Here is a 24,495-nt window from a genome sequence, read left to right as displayed (position 1 = left end):
CGCCGGCCGGCGGTCCCGTTGCCGGCCGACGGTCCGCCGGATCAGCCGGCGGTTCCGGCGCGAGCCGACTGCCACTGGTGGGCCTGCTCCGGCGTCAGCCAGTAGAAGGTCCCGGCCCGGTCGTCGAGGCTGCCACTGACGTACCGGTTCATCGGCATGCCCAGCTCCCGGAAGGTCGAGTGCGCCCGGAGCATCCGGGTCATCCCGGCCAGCGCACCGCCGAACCGGTGCCGGGAGACACCCACCTCGACACAGATCGCCTCGGCCGACAGCCACTCGCCGGGGTGCGCGGCGAGCAGGTCGAGGACCTTGAGCACGGTGCTGTGGCTCTTCGATCGTCCGGCCGCGAAACGCCGCAGCTCCGTCACGGACCACTGACCGGCGAGGTCCGGTGGCGCCGGGCGGGCGGGCGGCCGGGCCGGTGGGCGTACGTCGCCGCCCTTTCGGTCCAGCTCCGCGAGGAGCGCGGCGACGTGTCGCACGTACGCAACCGGAACGGCGATGTGCACGAGGTCCGAGCCGACGTCGTGAGTGGTCACATCACCTTCCTTCGGATCGACGGTCCCGGCCGACACGGCTCCTGGAGCCCCGGTCGGCGGGGCCCCGGTCAGCCGAAACGTCCGGTGATGTAGTCCTCGGTCCGCTTGTCACCCGGATTGGTGAAGATCTTCGAGGTCTGGTCGAACTCCACCAGCCGGCCGTGCCGCACCTGCTGCTCGTCCACCTCGGCGGTGAAGAACGCCGTGTAGTGGCTGACCCGGGCGGCCTGCTGCATGTTGTGGGTGACGATGACGATGGTGTACGACTTCGACAGCTCGTGCATCAGGTCCTCGATCTTGCTGGTCGCGATCGGGTCGAGGGCCGAGCAGGGCTCGTCCATCAGGATCACGTCCGGCTTCACGGCGATCGTCCGGGCGATGCAGAGCCGCTGCTGCTGGCCGCCGGAGAGCGCCAGGCCGCTCTTGCGGAGCTTGTCCTTCACCTCGTCCCAGAGGGCCGCGCCGGTCAGCGCCTCCTCGACCTGGTCGTCCAGCTTGCCCTTGATCCCGTTGATCCGCAGGCCGTAGGCCACGTTGTCGTAGATCGACTTGGGGAACGGGTTGGGCTTCTGGAAGACCATGCCGATCCGGCGGCGCACCTGGATCGGGTCGACGCCCTTGGCGTAGATGTCCTGGCCGTGGTACGTCACCGAGCCGGTCACCCGGGCTCCGGGGATCAGGTCGTTCATCCGGTTCAGCGACCGCAGGATGGTCGACTTGCCGCATCCGGACGGCCCGATCATCGCGGTGATCTGGTTCTGCCGGATCGGGATGCTGGTCCCCCGGACGGCCTCGTAGCTGCCGTAGTAGACGCTGACGTCACGCAGGTCCATCACGGTGCTGCCGCCGGTGGCGTGCAGGCCAGGGTCGTTCCAACCATCCCCCGGGGTGCTGATGGCGACGGACGGGCGGTGGTCGCTCGCGGTGCGTTGCTGGGCCATGGTTCAGCGCTCCTTCAGGGCGAAGCGGTTGGCGATGATACGGGCGACGACCGTGAACAGGACGACGATCACGATCAGGGTGAGAGCCGCTCCCCAGGCCCGGTCCTGGGCACCGATGAAGGGCTGGCTGGCGTTACGGAAGATCTGCGCGGGCAGGGCGGTGTTCGTGCCCTCGAAGAGGTTCGGATTGCTCGCGAAGGTGATGCCGGTGACGATGATGATCGGCGCGGTCTCACCGGCGGCCCGGGCCACCGCGAGCAGCGAGCCGCTGGTGATGCCGGAGATCGCGGCGGGCAGCACGACGGTGAGGATGGTCCGCCACTTCCGCGCCCCCAGCGCCAGGCTGGCCTGACGCAGCTCGTCCGGGACCAGCCGGAGCATCTCCTCGCTGCTGCGGATCACCACGGGGAGCATCAGGCAGGCCAACGCGAGCGACCCGGCGAAGCCGGAGAACTCGCCCACCACCAGCACCCAGCCGATGTAGATGAAGAGGCCCATCACGATCGACGGCACGCCGGTCATCACGTCCGCCATGATCCGGATGACCCGGGCCAGCGGCTTCTGCTTGCCGTACTCGTTGAGGTAGATCGCGCCGAAGACGCCGAGCGGGATCGCCATCAGCGACGCCATGCCGGTGATGATCAGGGTGCCGACGATCGCCGGCCCCATGCCCGGCCCCTGCCGTCGGTACGAGTTGGGGATGTCGGCGTTGAGGAAGTCGAGGCTCATCACCCCGCCACCCCGGCTGACCACCGTCCAGGCGACCAGGCCCAGCGGCACCACGGCGAGCAGCACCGCCAGGTAGATGCCGCCGGTGGCCAGGTGGTTGACGATCCGACGGCGGACGGACAGGGCACGCCCCGACAGGTCGGGGACGACCGGGGTACGGGTGCCGGGCTCCACGGTGGCGGTCACGCCGCGCCTCCCCTCATGCGGGCCTCCGCCCGGCGCACGATGGCCTGGGCGGTCAGGTTGATCGCGACGGTCATCGCGAAGAGGACGACACCGAGCCCGATCAGGGCGGCGGTGAAGGTGCCGGTGGACTCGCCGAACTGCTGCACGATCACGGCGGCCATGGTGTTGCCCGGCTCGAAGAGGTTCGCCGAGATGTTGGTGGCCCCGCCGATGACCAGCGCGACGGCGATCGTCTCGCCCATCGCCCGACCCAGGCCGAGCATCACCGCGCCGACGATGCCACCGAAGCTGTGCGGGAAGACCGCGCCCCGGATCATCTCCCAGCGGGTCGCGCCGAGGGCGAGGGCGGCGTCCTTGTCGGCCTGCGGGACGGTGCCGAAGACCTCGCGGCAGATCGAGGTGATGATCGGGGTGACCATGATCGCCAGGATCAGCCCGGCGGTCATGAAGTTCCGGCCGCTGGCCGCCTCGCCGAAGATGCTGCCGAGCACCGGCACGCCGCCGAAAACGTCGTGCAGCCACTGGTAGAACGGCACCAGCTTGGGCGCCAGCACCAGGACGCCCCAGAGACCGAACACCACCGACGGTACGGCGGCCAGCAGGTCGATGACGGTGACCGCGCTGCTTCGCAGCCGGCGGTGCGCCAGCTCGGTGATGAACAGCGCGATGCCGACCGACACCGGTACGGCGATGACCAGCGCGATCAGTGAGGAGATCGCGGTGCCGTACATGAAGGCCAGCGCGCCGAAGACCGGTTCACCCGCCCCCGGGTTCGGATCCCAGGTGCGCTCGGTGACATAACGGAAGCCCATCTCGGCGAAGACCGGCCAGGACTCCCGGACGGTCGTCACCAGGATGAGCGCGAGGATGGCCAGGACGAGCAGGCCGGTGCCGAGCGTCCACCAGGAGAAGGCGCGATCGGCGAGAAGGCCGCCCCGCTGTGGCGTCAGGGTCGGCCTGGTGTCGGGTTTGTTCTCTGTGATGGTCACCTTCACTCCAGTGGCGGCGTTGCTACCCCGGCGGGGACGGGACCGGACTTCCGGTCCCGTCCCCCGTGGACGGTGCTGTCTCGGCTCGGATCAGCCCTGGATCTTGTCGAGCTGGGCGAGCGCCTTGTCCTTGAGCGAGGTGGGCAGCGGCGCGAAGTGAAGCTCCTTGGCCAGGTCCTGGCCGTCGGTGAGGACGTACTTCACGAAGCCCTTGACCAGCTCAGCCTTCTTGGCGTCGTCGTACTTGGTCTTGACCAGGATGTAGGTCGGGGCGGTGATCGGGTACGACGCGGCGCCCGCGGCGTTGAGCGGGTTGTAGCTCAGGTCTTCCTTGATCTCCGCGCCCTCCAGGCCGGCGGTCGTGCCCTCGATGGAGGGAGCGACGTACTGGCCGTCCTTGTTCTTGATGGCGGCGAACTTGAGCCCGGTCTCCGTGGCGTCGCTCAGGTCGACGTAGCCGACGGCACCGTTGGCCTGCTTGATGATCTGGGCCACACCGGTGTTCTTCTCGCCACCCTGGGTGTTCGACGGCCAGGCGACGGTGTCACCGCTGCCGAGCTTCCACACACCCGGCGCGGCGGCGTCGAGGTACTTGGTGAAGTTGTTGGTGGTGCCCGAGCCGTCCGAGCGGTGCGCCACGGTGATCGCGGTGCTCGGCAGGGTCACGCCGGGGTTGTCGGCGGCGACGGCCGGGTCGTTCCAGGTCTTGATCTCGGCCTGGAAGATCTTGGCCAGCGTCTCCGGGCTGAGCTGGAGCTTGTCCACGCCCTCCAGGTTGTAGCTGACGGTGATCGGGGCGGCCACGGTCGGCACGTAGAGGAAGGAGCCGGCGGCCACGCCGTCGCTGTCCTTAACCAGGCTGTCGCTGCCGGCGAAGTCGACCAGGTTCTCGCCGAACTGCTTCTTGCCGGTGCCGGAGCCGGTCGCGTTGTAGTTGACCGTCACGTCCGGGGCGACGTCCTTGAAGGAGGTGATGACCTCCTGGTAGTAAGCGTCGGGGAAGCTGGCGCCCGAGGCCTTCAGCTCGCCGGCAAGGCTCGCGTACTCGCTGCCGCTGCTGCTGCCGGCGGCAGGGGCGTCGCTGTCGTTGTTGCTGGAGCCACAGCCGGTGAGAGCCAGCGCGGCGAGCGCGACGCCGGCGAGGACGCGCCGGGAGAGCACGTTGCGGTTCACCTCAGAATTGCCTCTCTATTGGGGTTGTGCCGGGCCTCTCGGGGCCTGACCGCCGTCGACGCTAAGCGGACCAGGTAGCCGGCTCCCCGGAGCTTGGTTAACCCAGGGTGAACAGGTCGCCAGGAAAACATTGCCGCCAACTGACGCAGGACTGTCCGACGCGTGAACGGATCGAGACGTCTGCGTCCGGGCCAGCGCTCCTACGGCCCGCCGGCGTTTCCGCCCGGCATGACCTGCCGGCGTTTCCGCCAAACGGGCACGGCCCGCCGGCGTTTCCGCTGGACCGGGCATTGCCTGCCGGCGTCAGAGGATGCCGCGTGCCGTGTCCCCGCCGACCAGGTACGCCACCCGGCGGGCGACGTTGACCGCGTGGTCGGCGAAGCGCTCGTAGTACCGACCCAGCATCGCCACGTCGATCGCCGCCTGCACCCCGTACGGCCAGGCGTCGGTGAGCACCGTGAAAAGCCGCTCGTACTGCACGTCGAGTTCGTCGTCGTCCAGGCCGAGTTGGATCGCGTCGATCCGGTCCCGGGTGACCAGGACCAGGGCGGCCTTGTCGGCGATCCGCGCGGTCGTCTCCGCCATCGCGCCGATCAGCGGACGCACCGGCGGCGGCACCACGGGGGCCGGGTGGCGGGCGAGGACGAGCTTGGCGATGTGCGCGGCGAGGGCGTCCATCCGGTGCAGCTCGGTGTTCATCCGCAGTGCGGCCAGCACCAGCCGCAGGTCGGACGCGACCGGCTGCTGCCGGACCAGGGCCAGCGGCACCAACTCGCCGATCCGACGGTGGGTGACGGCCCGCTCGTCGACCTCGGCCAGCACCGCCCGCGCGCCGTCCGGCTCGATGTCGAGCAGGGCCACGCTGGCCCGGCGGATGGTGCCCACCGCGTCCCGACTCACCGTGGCCAGGAGTCCGGAGAGCCGGTCGAGCTGCTCCAGGTGGTTACCGCTGGTCATCGTCCTCTGCCCCGTTTCGCCGGTCGGCGCGATCGGTCCGGTCACCACCAACCCTCCCCTGTCGCCGGGCCATCCGCCACCCTCCCGCAGTGACCATCGAGGGCATGGTGATCGACTCGTCATGCGGCATGTCGGGGTGTCAGGCTCCCGCGAGACACCGACCTGCCGCAATCCGAGTCGATCATGGCAGCCCCCCGGCCTGTCGGACCCGGCTGCTATCCACGACCGGGACGGCCGAGCACGGCCTACCGACCGCGCACCGGGAGGGACGCATGAACGACATCGAGCCGCAGACCGCAGCCGGGAAGGTGCTCTGGCACTTCACGATGTCCCTGGACGGATTCGTGGCCGGGCCGAACCACGAGATGGACTGGATGATGACGGGAATCTCGTCCCGCCCGGGCCTGATCGAGGAGTACGCCGAGACCACCGGCGCGGTTCTGGGCGGTCGGAAGGGTTGGGACCACTTTCCGGACGCCAGCAACATCTATGGCGGCGCCTGGAACGGACCGCTCTTCGTGCTCACCCACCACCCCGAGGACGCGACGCCCGTCGACGGGGTCACGTTCCTGAGCTGCGACCTGGCCGAGGCGGTACGGATCGGGCTGGCGGCAGCCAACGGCAAGAACCTCGAGGTGTTCTCCCCCACCATCGGCGCCCAACTCCTCGAACTGGGACTGATCGACGAGATCGACCTGCACATCGCGCCGGTCCTGCTCGGCGAGGGCGTCCGACTCTACGACAACCCCGGCAGTACGCCGATCCGCCTCCACCGGGTCGGGGAGGGCGATCCCACGTCGACCGTGAACGTCCGGTACCGACCTGTCACCACGCCGCCCAGCCCGACCCCGGGCAACTGAGCGGACTCGGTGGAATAGCCGACGAAAGGCTTGCCCGGCCGGAGCGTCAGGGCTAACCTCTGGCCTCCCGTCCCCCTGAGAACCAGAGGACGCGCGTCAATGGACCAGCCCTGCAACGAGGCAGCCTGGAATGTCGCCGACGCAGCTCCCGCGATGTCCGCCCTGAGTGGACTCATCAGCGGCTTCATGTTCGCGGGTCTGATCGTCCTGCTCGTCGAACGCCAGCCCAGAGTTCCGTCCGCGCGTATCCCGGCCCTGACCCCGTTTCTCGCGGGGTTCATCGCGCTCGGACTGTGTTCCTACCAGTTCGTGTTGATCTCCGGCGAGAGCGAGCAGTCCTGCCGCCGAATCTGGGCGGCAACCGCCGTGTCGAGCGGGATGCTGGCCGTGGGCACGGTCGCCGCCGTGAGCGGGGTCGTCCTTCTGGTGCACGCCTACTTCGACCGGACGACCGGCGCGCTGGGCGAAGCGGCCCAGCCCACCTCCGCCGACGCACCGGAGCGCCTGCTGCGGGTCACGTTCCTCAGCATCGCGCTGATTTCGGAGATCCTGCTGGTCGGACGAGTCGGCGAGGCGATCTGGGTGTGGTTGGGGTTGCCCCGGGACTGGAGGACGGCCGGCCCGGTCCTGGTTGTCGCGGGGATCGTCGTCGGCTTTGCCTGGATCACGGCGTACGCCTTCGGCTCATCCCATCGGGAGCGTCAGCCATCGGACCCGAACATTCGTAGGCTGAACATCGCCGCCCTGCTGACCATACTTTTCTCGGCGGCCGGAACGGCCATCCTCGGTGCCCTCCTCGCCATCGTCAACGGCGACTGGAACAAGGCGGACTCCTGGCTCGGCTGGCTGTTCGCCGTACCGAGCGTCGTCATGCCGAGCTTCGCCATCTGGCTGTTCGCAAAAGGGGTACTCGGCATGCTCGACTCCTGGTCCACACCCGTCCAGCAGAAGGAACTTTCTCCGTCAGCGGAGTAGCCGCCGGCCGCACCCGAGATCTGAACCCGCCGGGGCTCCGCGAACTGTGGTGGCGAAGGGCCCCCATGAGGGCCGTTGGCCACCACGATCCACCTGGCACACCGGACCCCGCGAGGTCGGCCTGCGGCTATAGAGTCTCGGCTACGCGCTGACCTCGTCGATCAGTCGATGGGCGAGTGGAGGGCGCGTTCACGCAAGGAGCGTCCACTTGCCTCGATCCACCCTCCGTCGGGCGATCGCTGTCGCCTCGACCCTCGCACTCGGCGCGACCATGCTGGTCACCGGTGGTACGCCTGCGACGGCCAGCCTGCCCGGCTCGGGCAGCGTGCTGACCAGCAGCAACGGCCAGAACAGCATCAAGTTCCACGGGGATCCGTCCCGCACGTCACTGAGTTCGTCGGACACCATCACGGGAGCTTCCTGGTCTCCGGACGGCAGTCAGGCGGTCTACCTCGACCAGCAGGGGGCGATCCACAGACTCCGGTACGACGACGGCTCGGCCCGCTACGTCGACATGTCGTGGCCGGATCCCGGCGAGCTACACCGGAGCCCGAGTTGGTGGGGTGACAGCCGCATCGTCCTCGCCTACCAGTATTCGGCGAGCACCCCCTGGCGGGTTGCCTCAGTATCCCCCGGCGGCCTACAGGGTGGCCTTGCGTGGATTTCTCCCCACGACGGAAAGCACTATCTGAATCCGGATGGTGGGCCTGGTTCGCTGGTGGTGTTCCAGCGTCAGGACGACAACGGCTCGGGTCAGCCGTCTGGCCAGCCCGCCGTCATGGTGTACGACGGTTCGCTGGAACTCGGGCAGCTGAGGCTTGTCGACGACAACGGGTCGAACCCGTCGATCTCGCCCGACGGCTCTCGGGTGGCCTTTGTCCGCGCCGGCCGGATCGTCGTGTCCGACCTACGTGGCGAGAACGAGGTGCCGGTCACCCCTGAGGGCGTCCAGTACGACCATCCCACCTGGTCACCGGACGGCAGCACGTTGGCGTTCAGCAGGGTGACGCCGACGGCGGCGCGACCGGTGTACACGGCGTCGGCGGATGGCTCGGCCCCGCCGGTGGCGGTGCCCGGTCTGGATGGCGTGCCGGCGTACCAGCCGCACCGGAAGGAGCAGGTCGTCCGGTTGTCCGGTGCGAACCGCTTCGCCACGGCGGCGGCGGTCTCCCAGTCGCACTGGCCGAACGGAGCCCTTGCGGTGGTTCTGGCTCGGTCCGATACCTATGCCGATGCTCTGGGTGGTGCGGCGTTGGCGGTGGCGAAGCATGGTCCGTTGTTGTTGACGCCTCCGACCGGGTTGGAGGTGACGACGCGGGCGGAGATTCAGCGAGTTCTGGCTCCGGGCCGCACGGTCTACCTGTTGGGCAGTCCTGGTGCACTGTCGACGACCGTCGAGAATCAGGTCCGGGCGATGGGCTATGACGTGCAGCGGCTTGCCGGCAAGGATCGGTTCGCAACGTCGGTGGAGATTGCGAAGGCGATCGACCCGAATCCGGACGCGATGTTTCTGGCCACGGGGATGAACTACCCGGACGCGCTGACTGCTGGTGCCGCTGCCGGCTCGTACTTCTACGATTTTGACAGTGGCTTTACGGCAGTGGTGTTGCTTACCCAGGACGAGGTGATACCGCCATCGGTAAGAGCGTACCTGGACGCGACGCCAATGAACCTGCGCATGCTGTACGGCATCGGAAACCCGGGCGTTACCGCCGCCTATACGTACGAACCCAATAGCCCCTACGTCCGAGGGTACGGCGGCGCGAACCGCTACGAGACGGCGTACCAGGTCGCGTCGATATTGTTCGAGGGCCAGCGGTATACGGGTTTCGCCACCGGGACCAACTGGCCGGACGCGCTGACCGGCGGCGCACTGATGGGCACTCTTGGTGGCCCGTTGATGCTGACCCCGGGTACCGACACCAACCTCAGCACCCACGCGGTGTCGTTGCTGAAGGAGACGAGCGGGTCCGTGCACACCGGCCTGGTCTTCGGCTCACCTGCGGTGGTGAGCCCGGCACAGCAGACGCAGATCGGGACCTGGCTTAGCGGGCCACTCGGGTCCACCTCGGTGACCAACCCGACCGACGGGTCCTACTCAGCACGATGAAAAGTCAGTCGAGGGTGAAGTAGGGGGCGTCGCCGTCGAGGTCGGCCAGGCGCGGCGTGATCGGGGTGGCGGCGTCCCGATCCGCCGCGAGCCGGGCCACGTCGGCCAGGTCGCCGGCCGCCGCCACCTGCTTCAACGTGAGCAGGGTCGGCGGGAGCATGGTCAGCTCACCCGCCGCCGCGCGGCGCAGCGCGTCCGCCGGGCGGATCCACATGGTGTGGTCGGCCTCGCCGGAGACGTCCCGGGTCCGCTGCCCCTCCGGCAGCAGGGCCACGAAGAAGTACGTGTCGAAGCGGCGCGGCTCGAACTCCGGGGTGATCCAGCGGCACCACGGCAGCAGCAGGTCAGACCGCAGGGTCAGCCCCCGACCGGTCAGGAACTCGGCGAAGTGCGTCCGCCGCTTCTCCAGGTCGACCCGGGCGGCCTCCCAGTCGTCGCCGCTGACGTCCCCGACCACGGTCGCCGGGTCCGGGCCGGCGAGCAGCACGCCCGCCTCCTCGAAGACCTCGCGCGCAGCGGCGCAGACCACCGACCGGGCGGCCTCCGGCACGACGCCCAGCCGCCGGCCCCACTCCGCCGGCTCGGGACCGGCCCAGCCCGGGTGCGCCTGCGCGTCGGACGGGTCGACGCCGCCGCCGGGAAAGGCGTACACGCCGCCGAAGGCCATCGCGGCGACCCGGCGGATCACGTACACCTGGAAGCCGTCATCGGCGGGGCGCAGCAGCAGCACGGTGGCCGCGACCCGGGGCACCGCCGGGGCGCCGCCCTCGGCGCGGAACCGGCGGGCGTGCTCGACCAGCGCGGCCGGGGCGGGAAAACTGCCGCTGTCGATCGTCATGGAGCGAGCCTAGTTCCCCGCCGCGCCGGTCGCTCCCCGCCGACGGCGTCGGTCCCGGCGGGCGCTGCCGGGAGGGCTTCGGTCAGCGAGACGGGATCGGCCAGGTCGCCGCTGAGGACATCGCCCAGCAGGCTGCCGAGGCGCGGCGGCAGGAACGTCTCCCGGGCTTCTCGCGCGAGGATCTCCTCCCGGGTGAACCACTGGTAGCCCGTGATCGTCGATGCCTCGAGCGGCTCGTGACCGGCGAAGTCGATCAACGAGCCAGCGGGAACCCGGCCGACGAAGAACCGGGCGCGCACCAGTTCGGGTTCGCCCGTCGGGTTGACGACGAGCTTCTCCTGCGTCCACACACACGGGCCGAGGGAAACGTCCCGGATACCCGTTTCCTCGAACACCTCACGGCGAGCCGCCTCCTCGTAGCTCTCACCTGACTTCACCCCACCGCCCACGAGCAGCCAGAAGTCGGCCGGGAGCGGGTTCGGCCCGCGCGTCGCGGACGGGTCGTGGATCCTGAGCATCAGGAGCTGATCGTTCTCGTCGAGGAGCACGACGCGGGCAGTTGGCCTGACCTTGGCGGCAACCGACATGCGCCCGACCCTACAAACGAGCGACCCAGGACGCACCGGACTTTTCCCCGCACCCGTCGTCCCCGGCGGGGGTGGATCACCCGGGCGGGGCTGCGCTAGCGTGCGGGCGCATGACACGTTGGGGGATCCTGGCCACCGGAAACATCGCCGCCCGCTTCGCCGAGGACCTGACGCTGGTGCCGGACGCCGAGCTGGTCGCGGTCGGCTCGCGTACCGCCGAGGGCGCCGAGCGCTTCGCCGCGAAGCACGGCGTGCCTCGGGCGTACGGCTCCTGGACGGAGCTGGCCGCCGACCCGGACCTGGACGTGGTGTACGTCGCCACGCCGCACTCCGCCCACTACGACGCCACGATGACCTGCCTGGACGCCGGCCGAGCGGTGCTGCTGGAGAAGCCGTTCACCCTGAACCTGGCCGACAGCACCGAACTGGTCGAGACCGCCCGCTCCCGTGGCGTCTTCCTGATGGAGGCCATGTGGATGCGGTGCAACCCGCTGATCCTGCGGCTGGTGGAGCTGGTCGCCGAGGGGGCGATCGGCACGGTCACCAACGTACGGGCCGACTTCGGCATGGCCGGGCCGTTCCCGCCGGAGGGCCGGCTGCGCGCCCTGGCGCTCGGCGGCGGGGCCCTGCTGGACGTGGGCATCTATCCGGTCAGCCTGGCCCACCTACTGCTCGGCATGCCGGACCACGTCCGCGCCTGGGCGAAGATCAGCCCGGAGGGCGTGGACGAGAACACCGGCATCGTCCTCGGGTACGACTCCGGGGCGGTCGCCACGCTGAGCTGCGGCCTACTCGGGGCCACCCCGGTGACCGCCTCGATCACCGGCACCGCCGGCCGGATCGAGCTGCCCTCGCTGTTCTTCCGGCCGGACTCGCTGACCCTGCTCCGGTCCGGCCGGGAGCCGGAGACGGTCCGTACCGAACTGGTCGGCCATGGCTACCAGTACGAGGCGGTCGAGGTGCAGCGCTGCCTGGCCGACGGGCTGCTGGAGAGCCCGCTGGTGCCGCACGCGATCACCCTGGAGGTGATGGGCCTGCTGGACGACGTCCGCGCCCTGATCGGCGTCGAGTACCCGGCCCGGCCGTAGCCGTTTGGGGTGGTTGCAGGGGCCCCCTCCTCATCAAAATACGGTAGGAAGGGTCCCCTGCAACCACCAAAACCCCGCGGCTAGCTGAAGAACGGGCGGGCCAGGAAGTACATGATCGCGCCGATGCTGCCGGCGGCCGGGAAGGTGAGGATCCACGCGCCGACGATGTTGCCGGCCACGCCCCAGCGGACGGCGGAGAGGCGCTTGGTCGCGCCGACCCCCATGATCGCGCTGGTGATGGTGTGGGTGGTGGAGATCGGGGCGCCGAGCACCAGGGCGTTGAAGTAGAGCACGCCGCTGGCAACGGTCTCGGCGGCGAAGCCCTCCGGCGGCTTCAGGTCGATGATCCGGCGACCGAGGGTACGGATGATCCGCCAGCCACCGGCGTACGTGCCGGCGGCGAGCACCGCCGCCGAGGTCCAGAACGCCCACTCCGGGATGAAGCCGGGATCGTCCTGGAAGCCGCCGACGTAGAGGGCGAGCACCACGATGCCGATGGTCTTGGCGGCGTCCTGCATGCCGTGGCCGACCGACATGGCGGCGGCGGAGGCGGTCTGCGCCCAGCGGAAGCCCCGGTTGAGCTTGCCCGGGTGCCCCTTCCGGAAGATCCACTGCACGGCGATCATCACGATGTAGCCGAGCAGGAAGCCGACCATCGGGGAGAGCACCATCGGGATCACCACGTCCTCGCCGATGCCCTTCCAGAGCACCGTGCCGGAGGCGGCCAGGGTCGAGCCGACCAGGCCGCCGATGAGCGCGTGCGAGGAGGACGACGGGAGCCCGAAGTACCAGGTGATCAGGTTCCAGGTGATCGCGCCGATCACCCCGGCGAAGACGATGCCGAGGCTGGCCGTACCGGTGGGAAGTTTGACCAGGCCGCTGCCGACGGTCTTGGCGACCTCGGCGCCGAAGTGCGCGCCGATGAAGTTGCCCACCGCGGCCATGGCCAGCGCGACCCGGGGGGTCAGTGCCCGGGTGGAGATGCTGGTCGCGATCGCGTTGGCGGCGTCGTGGAAGCCGTTGGTGTAGTCGAACGCCAGGGCCACCAGGATCACCGCCAGCACGGCGACGAGTTCGGGGCTGAAATCCACGGGGCTCAGGACTCCTTGACCGCGATGGTCTCGACGGTGTTGGCCACGTGCTCAAAGGCGTCGCAGGCGGCCTCCAGCTCGTCGGCGACCTCCTTCATCTTCAGCACGGTCAGCGCGTCGTACTCGCCGGAGAAGAGGCGGACCAGGAGCATCCGGTACGCCTGGTCGCCGTCGTTCTCCAGCCGGTTGCACTCGATCCAGTAGTCCTCGAGGTCCTTCATCGCCTTCAGTCGCGGCATCGCCTCGGCGGTCAGCCGGGCCTGCTGGTCGAGGACGTTGACCAGCTCGTGCATCTCACGCGGCAGCGACGGCAGCTTGGTGAGGCCGTAGAGGTAGAGCAGGTTGCCGACCGCCTCCAGGTGGTCCATCACGTCGTCCAGCAGCGACCCGAGGCGGTAGATGTCCTCCCGGTCGAAGGGGGTGACGAAGGTGGAGTTGATCTTCTTGTACAGCTCGTGGGTGATCTGGTCGCTGTCGTGCTCGACCTCGGTCAGTCGCTCGCTGACCGACTGGACGTCGACGCCCGGCAGGGCCAGCTCGTTGAGCAGCTCCGTACCCCGCACCAGGTTCTGCGCGGCCCTGGTGAAGAGCTCGTAGAAAGCACCCTCGGAGGGGCGGAAGGAAAACTTCACAGCACGGACCTCGTCGTGTCGATGGAAGGGTGGCGGGCGCTCCGGGAGAGGCACTGCCCAGCGCATGCTAGGGAAGGAACAGGGACTGGAAAATGCCGGCCTACCCCTGGTCGGACGTCATTCATGCATCGTTCACCCGCCGTTCACCTCGATCCGCCCGTCCGGACATCAGTCGCCGCCGTTCCCGACCGAGATCGACGGCGGCCGGCGGATACCCCAGGTGGAGGGTGGCGAACGTCTCACGCAACAGGTGCGCCACCGCCCAGTCCCGGTACCACTTCCGGTCCGCCGGAACCACGTACCAGGGCGCGGCCTCCGTCGCGCAGCGGGACAGCGCCTCGGCGTACGCGGCCTGGTAGTCGTCCCACCGGGCGCGGGCGGCCACGTCGGCGGGGTCGTACTTCCAGTGCTTGCGCGGGTCGGTCAGTCGCTCCAGCAGCCGCTCCCGCTGCTCGTCCTTGGAGATGTGCAGCATCACCTTCACCAGGGTCACCCCCTCGGCGGCCAGCTCCTGCTCGAAGGCGTTGATCTCGTCGTAGCGCTCCCGCAGGATCTCCTCCGGAGCCAGCGCCTCGACCCGGCCGATCAGCACGTCCTCGTAGTGCGAGCGGTTGAAGATCCCGACGCGCCCGGCGGACGGCACGGCCCGGCGGATCCGCCACAGGAAGTGGTGCCGCAACTCCTCGTCGGTCGGTGGCCCGAAGGAGGTGATCCGTAACCCGAGCGGGTTCATCGCCCCGGCCACCCGCTTCACCGTGCCGTCCTTGCCGCCGCAGTCCATCGCCTGGAGCACCAGCAGCACCCGACGGCCGTCGGCTGGGTCGACCTTGACCGAGGCGAAGAGCATCTCCTGCTGGCGGGCCAACTCCGCGCCGACCAGGCGTACCTGCTCACGGCTCCACGACTTGCGGTCCGGGCCGGTCACCGTCGGGTCGGGCAGGCCGGGGGTCGCCCGGGGGTTGATCGCGGCGAGGTCGACCGGGGTGGCGGCCGGCGCCACCCGCAGCCAGTGCCGGATCCCGCCGCCCGCCGGAGGGACGATGTCGGACACTTCGGGTGGGCTCATCCTGCGATCATCACCCAACCCATCGCCGCCCGCCCGTCGAGCGCCGCCTACGGGCCCAGCGCGGCCCGGACCGCGCACCACCCCCCGGCCGTCCGCGTCGAACCCGGTAGGGCAGGGTGGGGATCGACCGGCACGAGGAGGCGGCGTGGGCGACCTGGCGACCGAGTTCGAGGCGGAACGGGCGCACCTGACGGCGCTGGCGCACCGGATGCTCGGCAGCCGCGCCGAGGCCGAGGACGCCGTCCAGGAAACCTGGCTACGCTGCGCCGACGCGCTCGCCGACCCGACCGCCCGGGCTCAGGTACGCGAGCTGCCCGCCTGGCTGACCACGGTCTGCGCACGGATCTGCCTGGACGTGCTCCGCTCCGCCCGCCACCGGCGGGAGAGCTACCCGGGGCCGTGGCTGCCCGAACCGGTGGTCACCCCGCTGCCGGACGGGTTCGCGCCCGACCCGGCCGAGCGGGTCGCCCGCGCCGAACAGGTCGGCACCGCGCTGCTGGTGCTCCTGGAACGGCTCACCCCGGAACAGCGGGTGGCGCTGGTGCTGCACGACGTCTTCGCCGTCCCGTTCGACACGGTCGCGGACGTGCTCCGGACCACCCCGGCCGCCGCCCGGCAGCTCGCCTCGCGGGCGCGGCGGGCGGTCGACGCGGACGGCGTACCCCGGCACCACGCCGACCGGGCCGAGCAGCGGCGGGTGGTCGAGGCGTTCCAGGCCGCCGTCGAAACCGGCGAGCTGGCCGAACTGCTCCGGGTGCTCGCCCCCGACGTGGTGCTGATCGGCGACGGCGGCGGCTACGTCCCGGCGACCCGGCGGCCGATCGTCGGCGCGGCGGCGGTGGCCCGCTTCCTGCTCGGCGTCTACGGCCCGGACGGCCGCTACCGGGGCCGGACACGGTTGCGCTGGGCCCTGGTCGACGGCACCGTGGGCGTGTACGGCGAGGCCCTCCACCGGGACGGCCGGACGATCCGCATGGTGGTGTCGTTCGCCGTGCACGACGGCCGGATCACCGGCCTGTTCAACCTGCTCAACCCGGAGAAGCTGACCCGGCTGCCCCCGCTGTGAGGCCGATCCGTCAGCCCGACGGCGGCTCAGACCACCACGGCCGAGGGGCGGGCTCAAACCACCACGGCCGAAGGGCGGGGCGGGCTCAGACCACCAGGGCCAGCCACTTCCGGTACGAGGTGGCGAACGGCTCGGTGCCGTCGCCCAGCGCCCCGAGCAGCCAGCGCGCGGCGACCTCCGCCTCGGCGACCACGTCCGGCGGGTAGCCGTACCGGACCCGGTGCTCGGCGAACTCGTCCTCGTCGCGCAGCTCGACCCGGCCGGTGGCCCGCCGCCGCACCACGTCCAGGTCGAGGTCGACCAGGTGGACCGTGTCGTCGCCCTCCCATCGGGCCGGACTGGCGATGTCGCAGTAGACCTCGCTGGTCCGCGGCGGCGGGTTGAACATCCCCGTCCACCAGGCGTGGTGTGGCACCAGCAGGACGAAGGGAATCTGCTCCACCGAAGGTCGACCGTGGTAGATCGATGAGGTGCCAGCGGTGACGCCGAGCCAGACGCCCAGGTCGTCCTCGGCGAGCCGCCGGGCCGGGTAGTCGCGGTGGGCGCTGCCGTCGTACTTCTGGTAGATCACACGCACCACGTCGCTCGGCATGACCCGCAGCCTATCCCTAACCCCCCAACCGGCGCTTCCGGGAAAGAACCGCCTGACACTGATTGATTCCGGACGGTGACCTCCGCCACGGACTGATCGGCGCGGACGCTGTCGCCGTCGACCGGTACGGTCGCACGGTGACTCCGCCGCGCGCCGCCACCGGTTCCGCCAGTTCCCGCACCCGACGCCGAGGAGCCCGGCCGAGCGGCGCGGAGCTGCTCGAAGCGGCCGTGGGGGCGGTGCCCGGCGGGTCGGCCCGGCCGGGTCAGCAGCAGATGGTCACCGCGATCGAGGAGTGCGTCACCGCCCGTGAGCACCTGCTGGTGCAGGCCGGCACCGGCACCGGCAAGTCCCTGGGCTACCTCGCCCCGGCGCTGACCGTGGACGGGCCGGTGGTGGTCTCCACCGCCACCCTCGCCCTCCAGGCCCAGCTCGTCGAGCACGACCTGCCCCGGCTCGCCGAGTCGGTCGAGCCGTTGCTCGGCCGCCAACCGACCTTCGCCGTCCTCAAGGGACGACACCACTATCTCTGTCTGGCCCGGCTGGACAGCTCCACCGAGGACGAGCCGGTCGACACCCTCTTCGACGCCGCACCGGCGAACTCCGGCGGGGGCACCCGGTGGCTCGGTGAGGCGGGGCGGCTCGGCAAGCAGGTCCAGCGGCTGCGGGACTGGGCAATGGAGACCGACACCGGGGACCGCGACGAACTCGACCCGGGCGTGGACGACCAGGCGTGGCGGCTGGTGTCGATGCCGGCCCGGGAATGCGTCGGGGCGTCCCGCTGCTCGTTCGGGGCGGAGTGCTTCGCCGAGGCGTCCCGGGCCCGGGCGCGGGAGGCGGACATCGTGGTCACCAACCACAGCCTGCTCGCGGTGGACATGCTGGCCGGCCGGCAGATCGTGCCGCCGCACAAGCTGCTGATCGTCGACGAGGCCCACGAGCTGGCCGACCGGGTCTCCTCGGCGTCCCAGGCCGAGTTGGTGCCCGAGCTGATCGACCGGTCCGCCAAGCGGGCCCGGCCGCTGCTCAAGCCGGAGGCCGCCGAGGCGCTCGGCGAGGCCGGGGACGCGCTGGCCGTCGCGCTGACCGAGGCACCCGCCGGACGGATCACCAACGGCCTGCCGGGGCCGCTGCGCGAGGCGTGCACCCTGCTGGACGCGGCGACCCGGGCGGCCCTCGACGCGATCGGCGAGGTCAAGGCCGACGACCCGGACCCGGTCCGCAAGCAGCAGGCCAAGGCGGTGCTGGACGAACTCTCCACCACCGCCCAGCGGCTGCTGGAGGAGGCCGACCACGACGTGGCCTGGGTGGAGAAGTCGGACACCAGTGGGCGGCGGGCCCTGGTGGTCGCGCCGCTCTCCGTCGCCGGCACCCTCGCCACCCATCTGTACGACGAGCGCACCGTCGTCGCCACCTCGGCCACCCTGACCCTGGGCGGCCGGTTCGACACGGTGGCCCGTGCCCTCGGGTTGGAGGCCCCAGCGGCCACCCCGCCCTCCCCCGCCGCGCAGGCCCTGGCCACGGCCAGTCAGCGCACCGACCGGGCTGCTGTTAACGCCCCGCCGGCCGGGGCCGCGGAGCCGGCGACCGAGGGGCCGGGTTGGCGGTCGCTCGACGTGGGTTCCCCCTTCGACTACGCCCGGCAGGGCATCCTCTACGTGGCGGCGCACCTGCCCCGGCCCAGCGTCTCCGGGCTGCCCGAGGCGGCCGGCGAGGAACTGCTCGAGCTGGTCGGCGCGCTGGGTGGCCGTACTCTCGGGCTCTTCTCGTCCCGGCGGGCCGCGCAGCAGGCGGCGGAGCTGCTCCGGGCTCGCACCGACCTGCCGATCCTGCTCCAGGGCGAGGAGTCCCTTCCGCTGCTGGTCCGCCGGTTCAAACAGGAGCGGTCGAGCTGCCTGTTCGGAGTGATGTCGCTCTGGCAGGGCGTGGACGTGCCGGGCGACTCCTGCCAGCTCGTGGTGATCGACCGGTTGCCGTTCCCGCGTCCGGACGAACCCCTCGCGGCGGCTCGGGCGGCGGCGGTGGACGCCAGCGGCGGGTCCGGTTTCGCGGCGGTCAGCGTGCCGATCGCCGCGATCCGGCTGGCCCAGGGCGTCGGCCGGCTGATCCGCTCGACGGGCGACAAGGGCGTGGTCGCGGTGCTGGACTCCCGGCTGGAGACCGCCCGTGGGTACGGGTCGTTCCTGCGCCGCTCACTGCCACCTTTCTGGTACACCACCCGCCCGGAGGTGGCCCGAGGCGCCCTGGAACGCCTCGGCCGCTCCTGAGCGCGCGCCGAAGCTACGGGGCCTTGGCGGCGACCACTACAGCGTCCGGCGGGGTGTCCGGCACGGTCCGGGCGGCGAGCCGACGGACGGCGGTGTTCAGCACCGCGATCAGCGGCACCGAGACCAGCGCGCCGGTGATCCCGGCGAGGACCACCCCGGCGGCGATACCGATGATCACGGCGAGCGGGTGGATGGCCACCGCCCGGCCCATGATCAGCGGCTGGAGGATGTGCCCCTCGATCTGCTGCACACCGATCACCACACCGAGGATGATCAGGGCGGTGACCAGGCCGCTGTCGACCAGCGCCACCAGCACCGCGACCGCGCCGGAGAGGGTCGCGCCGACGATCGGGATGAACGCGCCGAGGAAGACCAGCGCCGCCAGCGGGAACGCGAACGGGACGTCGAAGATGACGAGGAAGACGCCGATGCCGACCGCGTCGATGAAGGCCACCAGCACGGTGGCGCGGACGTAGGCGACCAGGGTCGCCCAGGACGCCTGGCCGGCGTCGTCGACCTTCCACCGGGCAGCGACCGGCAGCAGCCGGACCAGGAACCGCCAGATCTGCCGCCCGTCCCGGAGGAAGAAGAACGTCGCGAAGAGCACCAGCAGGGCGCCGGTGAGCAGCTCGGCGACGGTCGCGGCGGTGGAGAGCGCGCCGCTGGTGAGCTGGTTGGTGTTGTCGTTCACCCACTGCTGGCCGTCGTCGATGACACGGTCGAGCTGGCTGTCGCTCAGATGCAGCGGTCCGGTCTTCAACCAGTCCTGGATCTGCCGGACTCCCTGGGAGGACTTGGCGCTCAACTCCGGGACGCCCTTGATGAACTCGTTGACCACCAGGGTCAGCGTGCCGACCACCGCGGCCAGCCCGCCCACCAGCACCACCGCCGTCGCCAGCGACCGGGGGAACCGGGCCCGCAGCAGCCAGCCCACGGCCGGCGCGAGCAGCGCCGACAGCAGCAACGCGACGACCAACGGGATGATCACGATGCGGACCTGGCCGACGAACCTCAGCAGCGCCCAGCCGATGAGGCCGACGACGAGCAGCCGCCACGACCAGGCGGCGGCGATCCGCAGCGCGTGCGGCACGTCGGCGTCGTCCCGGCTGGTGGTGGAGGGGTGCACGGCGGCCGGAGTCTCCGCGCCGACCACCACCGCCGACTGCGGCGCGGCCGGACCCGGGTCCTCCGGCGAGGCGACCCCCCGCGCCGACCCGTCCGACCGGACGGAACCGAGCCGGGTGCGGTGGCGGTCCCGGCCCGCCCGTACCGCGTCCCGTCCCGACGCGTACGCGCGGCGGAGTCGTCCGCGTACCCGTTCCCAGCGGCTCACGCGCACCTCCTGTTGACCATCTGTCGACCCACCGTAACCGGTGAACATGAACCGTCACCGACGCCACGTGGATCGCTTCCGCCCCAGCTTGCCCCGACGCCGCACGCGGTAACCACCAGCGGGTGCCCGCGCCCCGACACGGTAGCGTTCCCCCCGTGACCGCTGACCAGAATGTCGACTCCGGGCTGCCGATCCGCCTCCTGCACGACCGCGTGCTGGTGCGGCTGGAGGGGAACGAGGGCGAGCGCCGCTCCACCGCCGGCATCGTGATCCCGGCGACCGCGGCGGTGGGCAAGCGTCTCTCCTGGGCCACGGCGGTGGGCGTCGGTCCCCACGTGCGGTCCATCGTCTCCGGGGACCGGGTGCTCTTCGACCCCGACGACCGGTCCGAGGTCGAACTGCACGGCCGGGGCTACGTCCTGCTTCGCGAGCGGGACGTGCACGCCGTCGCCGCCGAGCGCGTCGAACCGGACTCCACCGGGCTGTACCTGTAGTTCGAGGTTTCTCCCCACCGACCGGGCCGCGCGGCCCGGTCGGTGTCGTTTGCGTCCGGGAACGGCGGGAAGCCAGGCACGTCCACGCCCTGGGGAGGGACGATGCCGGTTTTCGTGAAGAAGCTGCTGATCTGGGGAAGCGTCGCCTTCCTGATCTATTTCATGGCGTTCCGGCCGCAGGGGGCAGCGGACATGTTCAAGGCCATCGGGGTCGGCCTGATGGCCATCTTCTCCGGTCTGGGCGACTTCCTGAGCAGCCTGGCGTCCTGACGCTGCGGTGGTGTGGCCGGCGTACCTCCACCGAGGTCAGCGGTGCCCGGCCGGGGGCCAGGGCGCGGCCGGGGGCGGGCCGTACCAGCCGGGGAAGTGCGCCGGGGGCGGGGGCGGCGGCGCGAGGACTACCGGGATCGGCACCACCGGCTCGTCCGGCGGGTCGACCGGCCGCTGCTGTCCGTCCGGGAAACGCAGGTGGTAGCGCTGCCCGTCCCAGATCCCGACCGGGGCCTGCGGGTCCCGGCCCACGAAGAACGACCGGTACGCGCTGATCGTGCCCAGCAGGTGCCGTTCCTCGTCGAGGGTCCGGTACCGGTCGGCCGGCCGCACGTCCAGGCCTCGGCGCATGCCGTCGCGCAGCAGGGCCAGCCGGGTGGCGGCGAACTGGTACCCGCGCATCGCCTTCACCGCCCGGTCGCCCCCGACCCGGCGGGCCCAGGTCCGGGCCGCGTGCCGGCGACCGAGGCTGCCCAGCGCGGCCACCTCGGGCGGGGTGAGCCAGCCGGCGCGGACGTAGTCGGGCAGGATGCGCTCGGTCAGCCGCCCCTCCCATGCGCGCAGCCAGACCGCCAGGCCGACCATGCCGAAGAAGATCGGCACCATCACCCCGATGTAGCCGTAGAGGGCGACCAGGGGCTGCCCGGTGGCCAGGGCCAGCGACGGCAGGAAGTTCCAGGCGCCGTGCAGCATCATCGCGACCAGCAGCCCGGCGATCGGGGCGAGCACCCGTACCCGGCGGTCGGCGGTACGCGCGGCGATGCCCAGCCCCACCCCGGTCATCGCGGTGAACAGCGGGTGGGCGAACCCGAAGATCAGGATCCGGACGATGAACGTCATCAGGACCATCTGCGCGCCGGTGGCCGGACCGTACTGCTCGACGCCGGTACGGTAGCCGTGCCCTCCCAGGTAGAGGATGTTCTCGACCATGGCGAAGCCGACCGCGGAGAGCCCGCAGTAGACCAGCCCGTCGGTGATACCGGACCACTCCCGCCGCCGGAAGACCAGCAGCAGAATCGGGCCGAGCGCCTTGGTCAACTCCTCGATGAACGGCGCACTGAACACGGCGGTGAGCGTGTCCGGCAGTCCCCAGTCGGCGAACCGGTCGGCGAAGAACCCGTTGACCTTGATCGACGCAGCGGTGGAGACAAACGCTCCCCAGGCGAAGCAGAAGACCAGGTACTTCAGCGGCTCCGGCTCGTACCGGTCGAGCCAGAGGAAACAGGCGATCAGCACCGGCACCGGCAGGATCGCGGCGACCAGGCCGATCAGCAGCGCCTCCACCCCCAGGCTCTGGCCGAGCGTGAAGAGCATGAAGACCGCGCAGGCGGCGATGAACAGGATCGTCACGGCCAGCACCACGTACCGCAGCCACGGCCGGCGGCGAGACGGCATGGGCATGCCGGGGGGCCCACCGGACGGGGGGAGGGCGGGGCTCGGCGGCGGCGGAGCAGCCGGGGTGGCTCCGCCGGACGGGGTGTCGGCCATGCGGTCAGCGTAGCCACCCGGCACCGCGTCGGCCGGACGCATTCGGCACCCCGCGATGCGGGGGCACCCGGGCGCAGACGATCAGGGCTGATCGACACGCACGTCATCCGGCCGGCCGTTCGACGGCTGCTGTGGTAGGAGGGGTCCCCTGTTACCGCATTTTGAGGAACAGGGGACCCCTCCTACCACCCCACCCCACCCGACCCCAGCCCACCCCGGTCAGGGCAGCGGTGGCGCGGTGGGGTGCCGGGGCGGGGCGTGCCCCTCGGCAGGGGGCTCGCTCGGCCGTTCCGGCTCGCCGAAGGCGGCGCGGACCAGCCGGTTGGCCTCCTCCTGCTCCAGACCGGAGGCCACCAGCAGGTCACTGGCGGTGGTCCGGACCTGCGCCACCACCACGCTGCCGGAGAAACCGACCCCCTGCCCATACGCCCGACCGGCCTCGCTGACTGCGCGCAGGGAGCGTTCCCGGGCGTCCTGGGGCTCCGCTCCGACGGCGAACTCGTGCCGCAGCAGCCGGACCGCCTCGGCCAGGTGACAGACCGCGTCGGGCATCGGATCGGGTACCGGCTCGTCGTCCTCGATCAGGGTGACCGACCGGCGGATCAGCGTGCCGCTGTTGCGCATCGCCCGGTCGATCGGCTCGGCGGCCTCGGCGTAGTGGACCAGCTCGTCACGCCGGTGCCAGCGGGCCGGGGAGATGGTGATGGTCTCCTTCGCCCCCTCGATCGCCTCGGTGAAGGCGGCCAGCTCCTGCTGGTTCGCCCGGAGCCGGTCCAGCGCCCGCTGGCACAGACCCCGGTTCCGGTCGCGGAGTCCCTCGGCCGTCCGGTCGAGCTGCTCGGCGAGCAGGTCCAGCGCCGGGCGGGCCGCCCGGTTGATCACACGGAGCGGGTTGAGCGGGAGCAGCACCGCCGTCACCAGCAGCGCGATACCACCGCCGACGATGGCCTCGATGAACCGGGGGATCTCCAGGTTCTGGGTGGACGGGCTGAGTGTGGCGATCAGCACGGCGGTCGCGGCGGCCTGGATGACCACCGAGGCGCTGGCACCGAGGAAGGTAGAGATGGTGATGGAGAGGACCACCACCAGGGCGAGCTGCCAGGCCCCGCTGCCGAGGAAGTAGATCAGCACGTCGCCGATGAACACGCCGATCGCCACCCCGAGGATCAACTCGACTGTCCGGCGGAACCGCTGCCCCACCGAGGCGGCGAGCGTGCCGACCGCCGAGATCGGCGCGAAGACCGGTTGCGGGCTGCCGAGTAGATCGTGCACGGCCCACCAGGACAGCGCCGCCGCCAGCCCCGCCTGCAACGCGAGCGTCATGACGCTGCGCAGCCGGTGCAGGCGGTCACTGAGGGTGGCCCGGCCCCGGTGTCGCAGCTCGGACATCGCCCCGGCGATCCGGGCGGTGTCGACGTCGACCAGCCCGTCCCGCAGCCCCATGCTCTGCCACCAGGGTGCACGGCGACGGTTACGGGCAACGGCCATGGCCGGGACTACCCGCGCCGGGGCGGGTGAATCCTGCTCTCCCCCGCCGGGTGGACGTACGGCAGACTTCGTCGGCGTGGAGATGCTGGTGCGACGGTGGCGGGCGACTGCCCACGCGGCGGGGGCCCCGGACGCGGACGCGCTAACCCGGGCCGGAGCGGACCTGCTCACCCGCTGGCGGGAGCCGCAGCGGCACTACCACACCGTCGCACACCTGACCGCCGTGTTGGACGTGGTCGACGCGTACGCCGGGCACGCCGACCGGCCCGACCTGGTACGGCTCGCCGCCTGGTGCCACGACGCGGTCTACGACCCGCGGGCCGCCGGGGACGCCAACGAGCGGGACAGCGCCGCGCTGGCCGACCGCCTGCTCACCGGGTTGGGGATCCCGGCCGGGGCGGTGGCCGAGGTGCACCGGCTGGTACTGCTCACCGCCGGGCACGCGGTCGCCGCCGACGACCGCGACGGGGCCCTGCTCTGCGACGCCGACCTGGCGATCCTCGCCGCCGACCCGCACCGGTACGACGACTACGCCGCCCGCGTCCGCCGGGAGTACGCACACGTGCCGGAACCGGCGTTCCGGGCCGGCCGGGCCCGGGTGCTGGCCGGGCTGCTCGCCCTGCCGGCCCTGTTCCGGCTGCCCGATCTGGCCCGGCAGTGGGAGGTCCCGGCCCGGGCGAACCTGACCCGGGAGCTGGCCGCGCTACGGTCCGCCGGGCCAGCCTGACCGGGTGGC

At 71.1% G+C, this 24,495-nt stretch carries 24 protein-coding genes; 9 read left to right on the top strand and 15 right to left on the bottom strand.

Annotated elements, in window-relative coordinates; all coding sequences use genetic code 11:
* Positions 1-41: 41 nt before the first annotated feature.
* The 6 genes from GA0074692_RS28135 to GA0074692_RS28110 form a co-directional block, all read right to left on the bottom strand.
* Positions 42-539, bottom strand: coding sequence for a hypothetical protein (locus GA0074692_RS28135; protein ID WP_091649641.1), 498 nt, complete (start codon positions 537-539; stop codon positions 42-44).
* 68 nt (positions 540-607) lie between these two features.
* Positions 608-1,480, bottom strand: a complete 873-nt coding sequence (gene pstB / locus GA0074692_RS28130) for a phosphate ABC transporter ATP-binding protein PstB (protein ID WP_091649638.1) — start codon at positions 1,478-1,480, stop codon at positions 608-610.
* A 3-nt stretch (positions 1,481-1,483) separates the two neighbouring features.
* Positions 1,484-2,395 (bottom strand): phosphate ABC transporter permease PstA, encoded by a 912-nt coding sequence (pstA, locus tag GA0074692_RS28125; RefSeq protein WP_091649635.1) that lies wholly within the window; start codon positions 2,393-2,395, stop codon positions 1,484-1,486.
* On the bottom strand, positions 2,392-3,384 hold the full coding sequence (gene pstC, locus GA0074692_RS28120) for a phosphate ABC transporter permease subunit PstC (protein ID WP_245730490.1): 993 nt from the start codon (positions 3,382-3,384) through the stop codon (positions 2,392-2,394). Before pstC ends, pstA begins: the two co-directional genes overlap by 4 nt.
* A 90-nt stretch (positions 3,385-3,474) precedes the next feature.
* Entirely contained in the window at positions 3,475-4,557 is a 1,083-nt protein-coding gene (gene pstS, locus GA0074692_RS28115) for a phosphate ABC transporter substrate-binding protein PstS (RefSeq protein WP_091649629.1), read from the bottom strand.
* A 303-nt stretch (positions 4,558-4,860) separates the two neighbouring features.
* Complete coding sequence (locus tag GA0074692_RS28110; protein WP_091654206.1) at positions 4,861-5,514, bottom strand: PhoU domain-containing protein; 654 nt, start codon at positions 5,512-5,514, stop codon at positions 4,861-4,863.
* Positions 5,515-5,786: 272 nt separating this feature from the next.
* Here GA0074692_RS28110 and GA0074692_RS28105 point away from each other — a divergent pair, with 272 nt between their 5' ends.
* The 3 genes from GA0074692_RS28105 (at position 5,787) to GA0074692_RS28095 (ending at position 9,459) form a co-directional block, all read left to right on the top strand.
* On the top strand, positions 5,787-6,374 hold the full coding sequence (locus tag GA0074692_RS28105) for a dihydrofolate reductase family protein (RefSeq protein ID WP_091649626.1): 588 nt from the start codon (positions 5,787-5,789) through the stop codon (positions 6,372-6,374).
* 99 nt (positions 6,375-6,473) lie between these two features.
* Positions 6,474-7,349 carry a hypothetical protein gene (locus tag GA0074692_RS28100; RefSeq protein WP_091649621.1) on the top strand — a complete coding sequence of 292 codons (876 nt, stop codon included), beginning with the start codon at positions 6,474-6,476 and terminating at the stop codon, positions 7,347-7,349.
* 271 nt (positions 7,350-7,620) lie between these two features.
* A complete protein-coding gene (locus GA0074692_RS28095; RefSeq protein ID WP_141725429.1) occupies positions 7,621-9,459 on the top strand; it encodes a cell wall-binding repeat-containing protein in 1,839 nt (612 codons plus the stop codon).
* A 4-nt stretch (positions 9,460-9,463) separates the two neighbouring features.
* On the opposite strand, the gene GA0074692_RS28090 is transcribed toward GA0074692_RS28095, so the two are convergent.
* The gene (locus GA0074692_RS28090) at positions 9,464-10,297 is read right to left on the bottom strand and encodes an NUDIX hydrolase (RefSeq protein WP_091649613.1); all 834 of its coding nucleotides are present in this window, start codon (positions 10,295-10,297) and stop codon (positions 9,464-9,466) included.
* On the bottom strand, positions 10,294-10,884 hold the full coding sequence (locus tag GA0074692_RS28085) for an NUDIX hydrolase (protein ID WP_091649610.1): 591 nt from the start codon (positions 10,882-10,884) through the stop codon (positions 10,294-10,296). The genes GA0074692_RS28090 and GA0074692_RS28085 overlap by 4 nt, the downstream gene beginning before the upstream one ends.
* A 110-nt stretch (positions 10,885-10,994) precedes the next feature.
* Between GA0074692_RS28085 and GA0074692_RS28080 the strand changes: the two genes are divergently transcribed.
* Positions 10,995-11,972, top strand: a complete 978-nt coding sequence (locus GA0074692_RS28080; RefSeq protein WP_091649607.1) for a Gfo/Idh/MocA family protein — start codon at positions 10,995-10,997, stop codon at positions 11,970-11,972.
* Between the two features lie 80 nt (positions 11,973-12,052).
* Here GA0074692_RS28080 and GA0074692_RS28075 read toward each other — a convergent pair whose 3' ends face one another.
* The 3 genes from GA0074692_RS28075 to GA0074692_RS28065 form a co-directional block, all read right to left on the bottom strand.
* On the bottom strand, positions 12,053-13,063 hold the full coding sequence (locus GA0074692_RS28075) for an inorganic phosphate transporter (RefSeq protein WP_091649605.1): 1,011 nt from the start codon (positions 13,061-13,063) through the stop codon (positions 12,053-12,055).
* A gap of 5 nt (positions 13,064-13,068) precedes the next feature.
* Complete coding sequence (locus GA0074692_RS28070; protein ID WP_091649603.1) at positions 13,069-13,695, bottom strand: DUF47 domain-containing protein; 627 nt, start codon at positions 13,693-13,695, stop codon at positions 13,069-13,071.
* Between the two features lie 121 nt (positions 13,696-13,816).
* Positions 13,817-14,761 carry a PPK2 family polyphosphate kinase gene (locus tag GA0074692_RS28065; RefSeq protein ID WP_176738616.1) on the bottom strand — a complete coding sequence of 315 codons (945 nt, stop codon included), beginning with the start codon at positions 14,759-14,761 and terminating at the stop codon, positions 13,817-13,819.
* 145 nt (positions 14,762-14,906) lie between these two features.
* On the opposite strand from GA0074692_RS28065, the gene sigJ reads away from it, so the two are divergent.
* Complete coding sequence (gene sigJ / locus GA0074692_RS28060; RefSeq protein ID WP_091649597.1) at positions 14,907-15,827, top strand: RNA polymerase sigma factor SigJ; 921 nt, start codon at positions 14,907-14,909, stop codon at positions 15,825-15,827.
* Positions 15,828-15,912: 85 nt separating this feature from the next.
* On the opposite strand, the gene GA0074692_RS28055 is transcribed toward sigJ, so the two are convergent.
* On the bottom strand, positions 15,913-16,419 hold the full coding sequence (locus GA0074692_RS28055; protein ID WP_091649594.1) for a DUF402 domain-containing protein: 507 nt from the start codon (positions 16,417-16,419) through the stop codon (positions 15,913-15,915).
* Positions 16,420-16,484: 65 nt separating this feature from the next.
* On the opposite strand from GA0074692_RS28055, the gene GA0074692_RS28050 reads away from it, so the two are divergent.
* A complete protein-coding gene (locus GA0074692_RS28050; RefSeq protein WP_425413405.1) occupies positions 16,485-18,686 on the top strand; it encodes an ATP-dependent DNA helicase in 2,202 nt (733 codons plus the stop codon).
* A 13-nt stretch (positions 18,687-18,699) separates the two neighbouring features.
* Here GA0074692_RS28050 and GA0074692_RS28045 read toward each other — a convergent pair whose 3' ends face one another.
* Positions 18,700-20,067 carry an AI-2E family transporter gene (locus GA0074692_RS28045; protein WP_091649591.1) on the bottom strand — a complete coding sequence of 456 codons (1,368 nt, stop codon included), beginning with the start codon at positions 20,065-20,067 and terminating at the stop codon, positions 18,700-18,702.
* Between the two features lie 107 nt (positions 20,068-20,174).
* On the opposite strand from GA0074692_RS28045, the gene GA0074692_RS28040 reads away from it, so the two are divergent.
* Together GA0074692_RS28040 and GA0074692_RS35065 are read left to right on the top strand one after the other, a co-directional pair.
* Positions 20,175-20,513 carry a GroES family chaperonin gene (locus tag GA0074692_RS28040; RefSeq protein ID WP_091649589.1) on the top strand — a complete coding sequence of 113 codons (339 nt, stop codon included), beginning with the start codon at positions 20,175-20,177 and terminating at the stop codon, positions 20,511-20,513.
* 102 nt (positions 20,514-20,615) lie between these two features.
* Positions 20,616-20,783, top strand: coding sequence for a hypothetical protein (locus tag GA0074692_RS35065; protein ID WP_176738615.1), 168 nt, complete (start codon positions 20,616-20,618; stop codon positions 20,781-20,783).
* A 36-nt stretch (positions 20,784-20,819) separates the two neighbouring features.
* Here GA0074692_RS35065 and GA0074692_RS28035 read toward each other — a convergent pair whose 3' ends face one another.
* On the bottom strand, positions 20,820-22,313 hold the full coding sequence (locus tag GA0074692_RS28035) for a PrsW family intramembrane metalloprotease (protein ID WP_091649586.1): 1,494 nt from the start codon (positions 22,311-22,313) through the stop codon (positions 20,820-20,822).
* 177 nt (positions 22,314-22,490) lie between these two features.
* Positions 22,491-23,714: an FUSC family protein gene (locus tag GA0074692_RS28030; RefSeq protein WP_245730488.1), complete on the bottom strand. Its 1,224-nt coding sequence runs from the start codon at positions 23,712-23,714 to the stop codon at positions 22,491-22,493.
* Positions 23,715-23,841: 127 nt separating this feature from the next.
* Between GA0074692_RS28030 and GA0074692_RS28025 the strand changes: the two genes are divergently transcribed.
* Positions 23,842-24,486 carry an HD domain-containing protein gene (locus GA0074692_RS28025; RefSeq protein WP_091654203.1) on the top strand — a complete coding sequence of 215 codons (645 nt, stop codon included), beginning with the start codon at positions 23,842-23,844 and terminating at the stop codon, positions 24,484-24,486.
* Positions 24,487-24,495: the final 9 nt, after the last annotated feature.

The sequence above is a fragment of the Micromonospora pallida genome, assembly GCF_900090325.1.
GTDB classification, from domain to species: domain Bacteria; phylum Actinomycetota; class Actinomycetes; order Mycobacteriales; family Micromonosporaceae; genus Micromonospora; species Micromonospora pallida.
The sequence above is the reverse complement of the archived record's forward strand: the minus strand, read 5'-3'. Positions and strand labels throughout refer to the sequence as shown.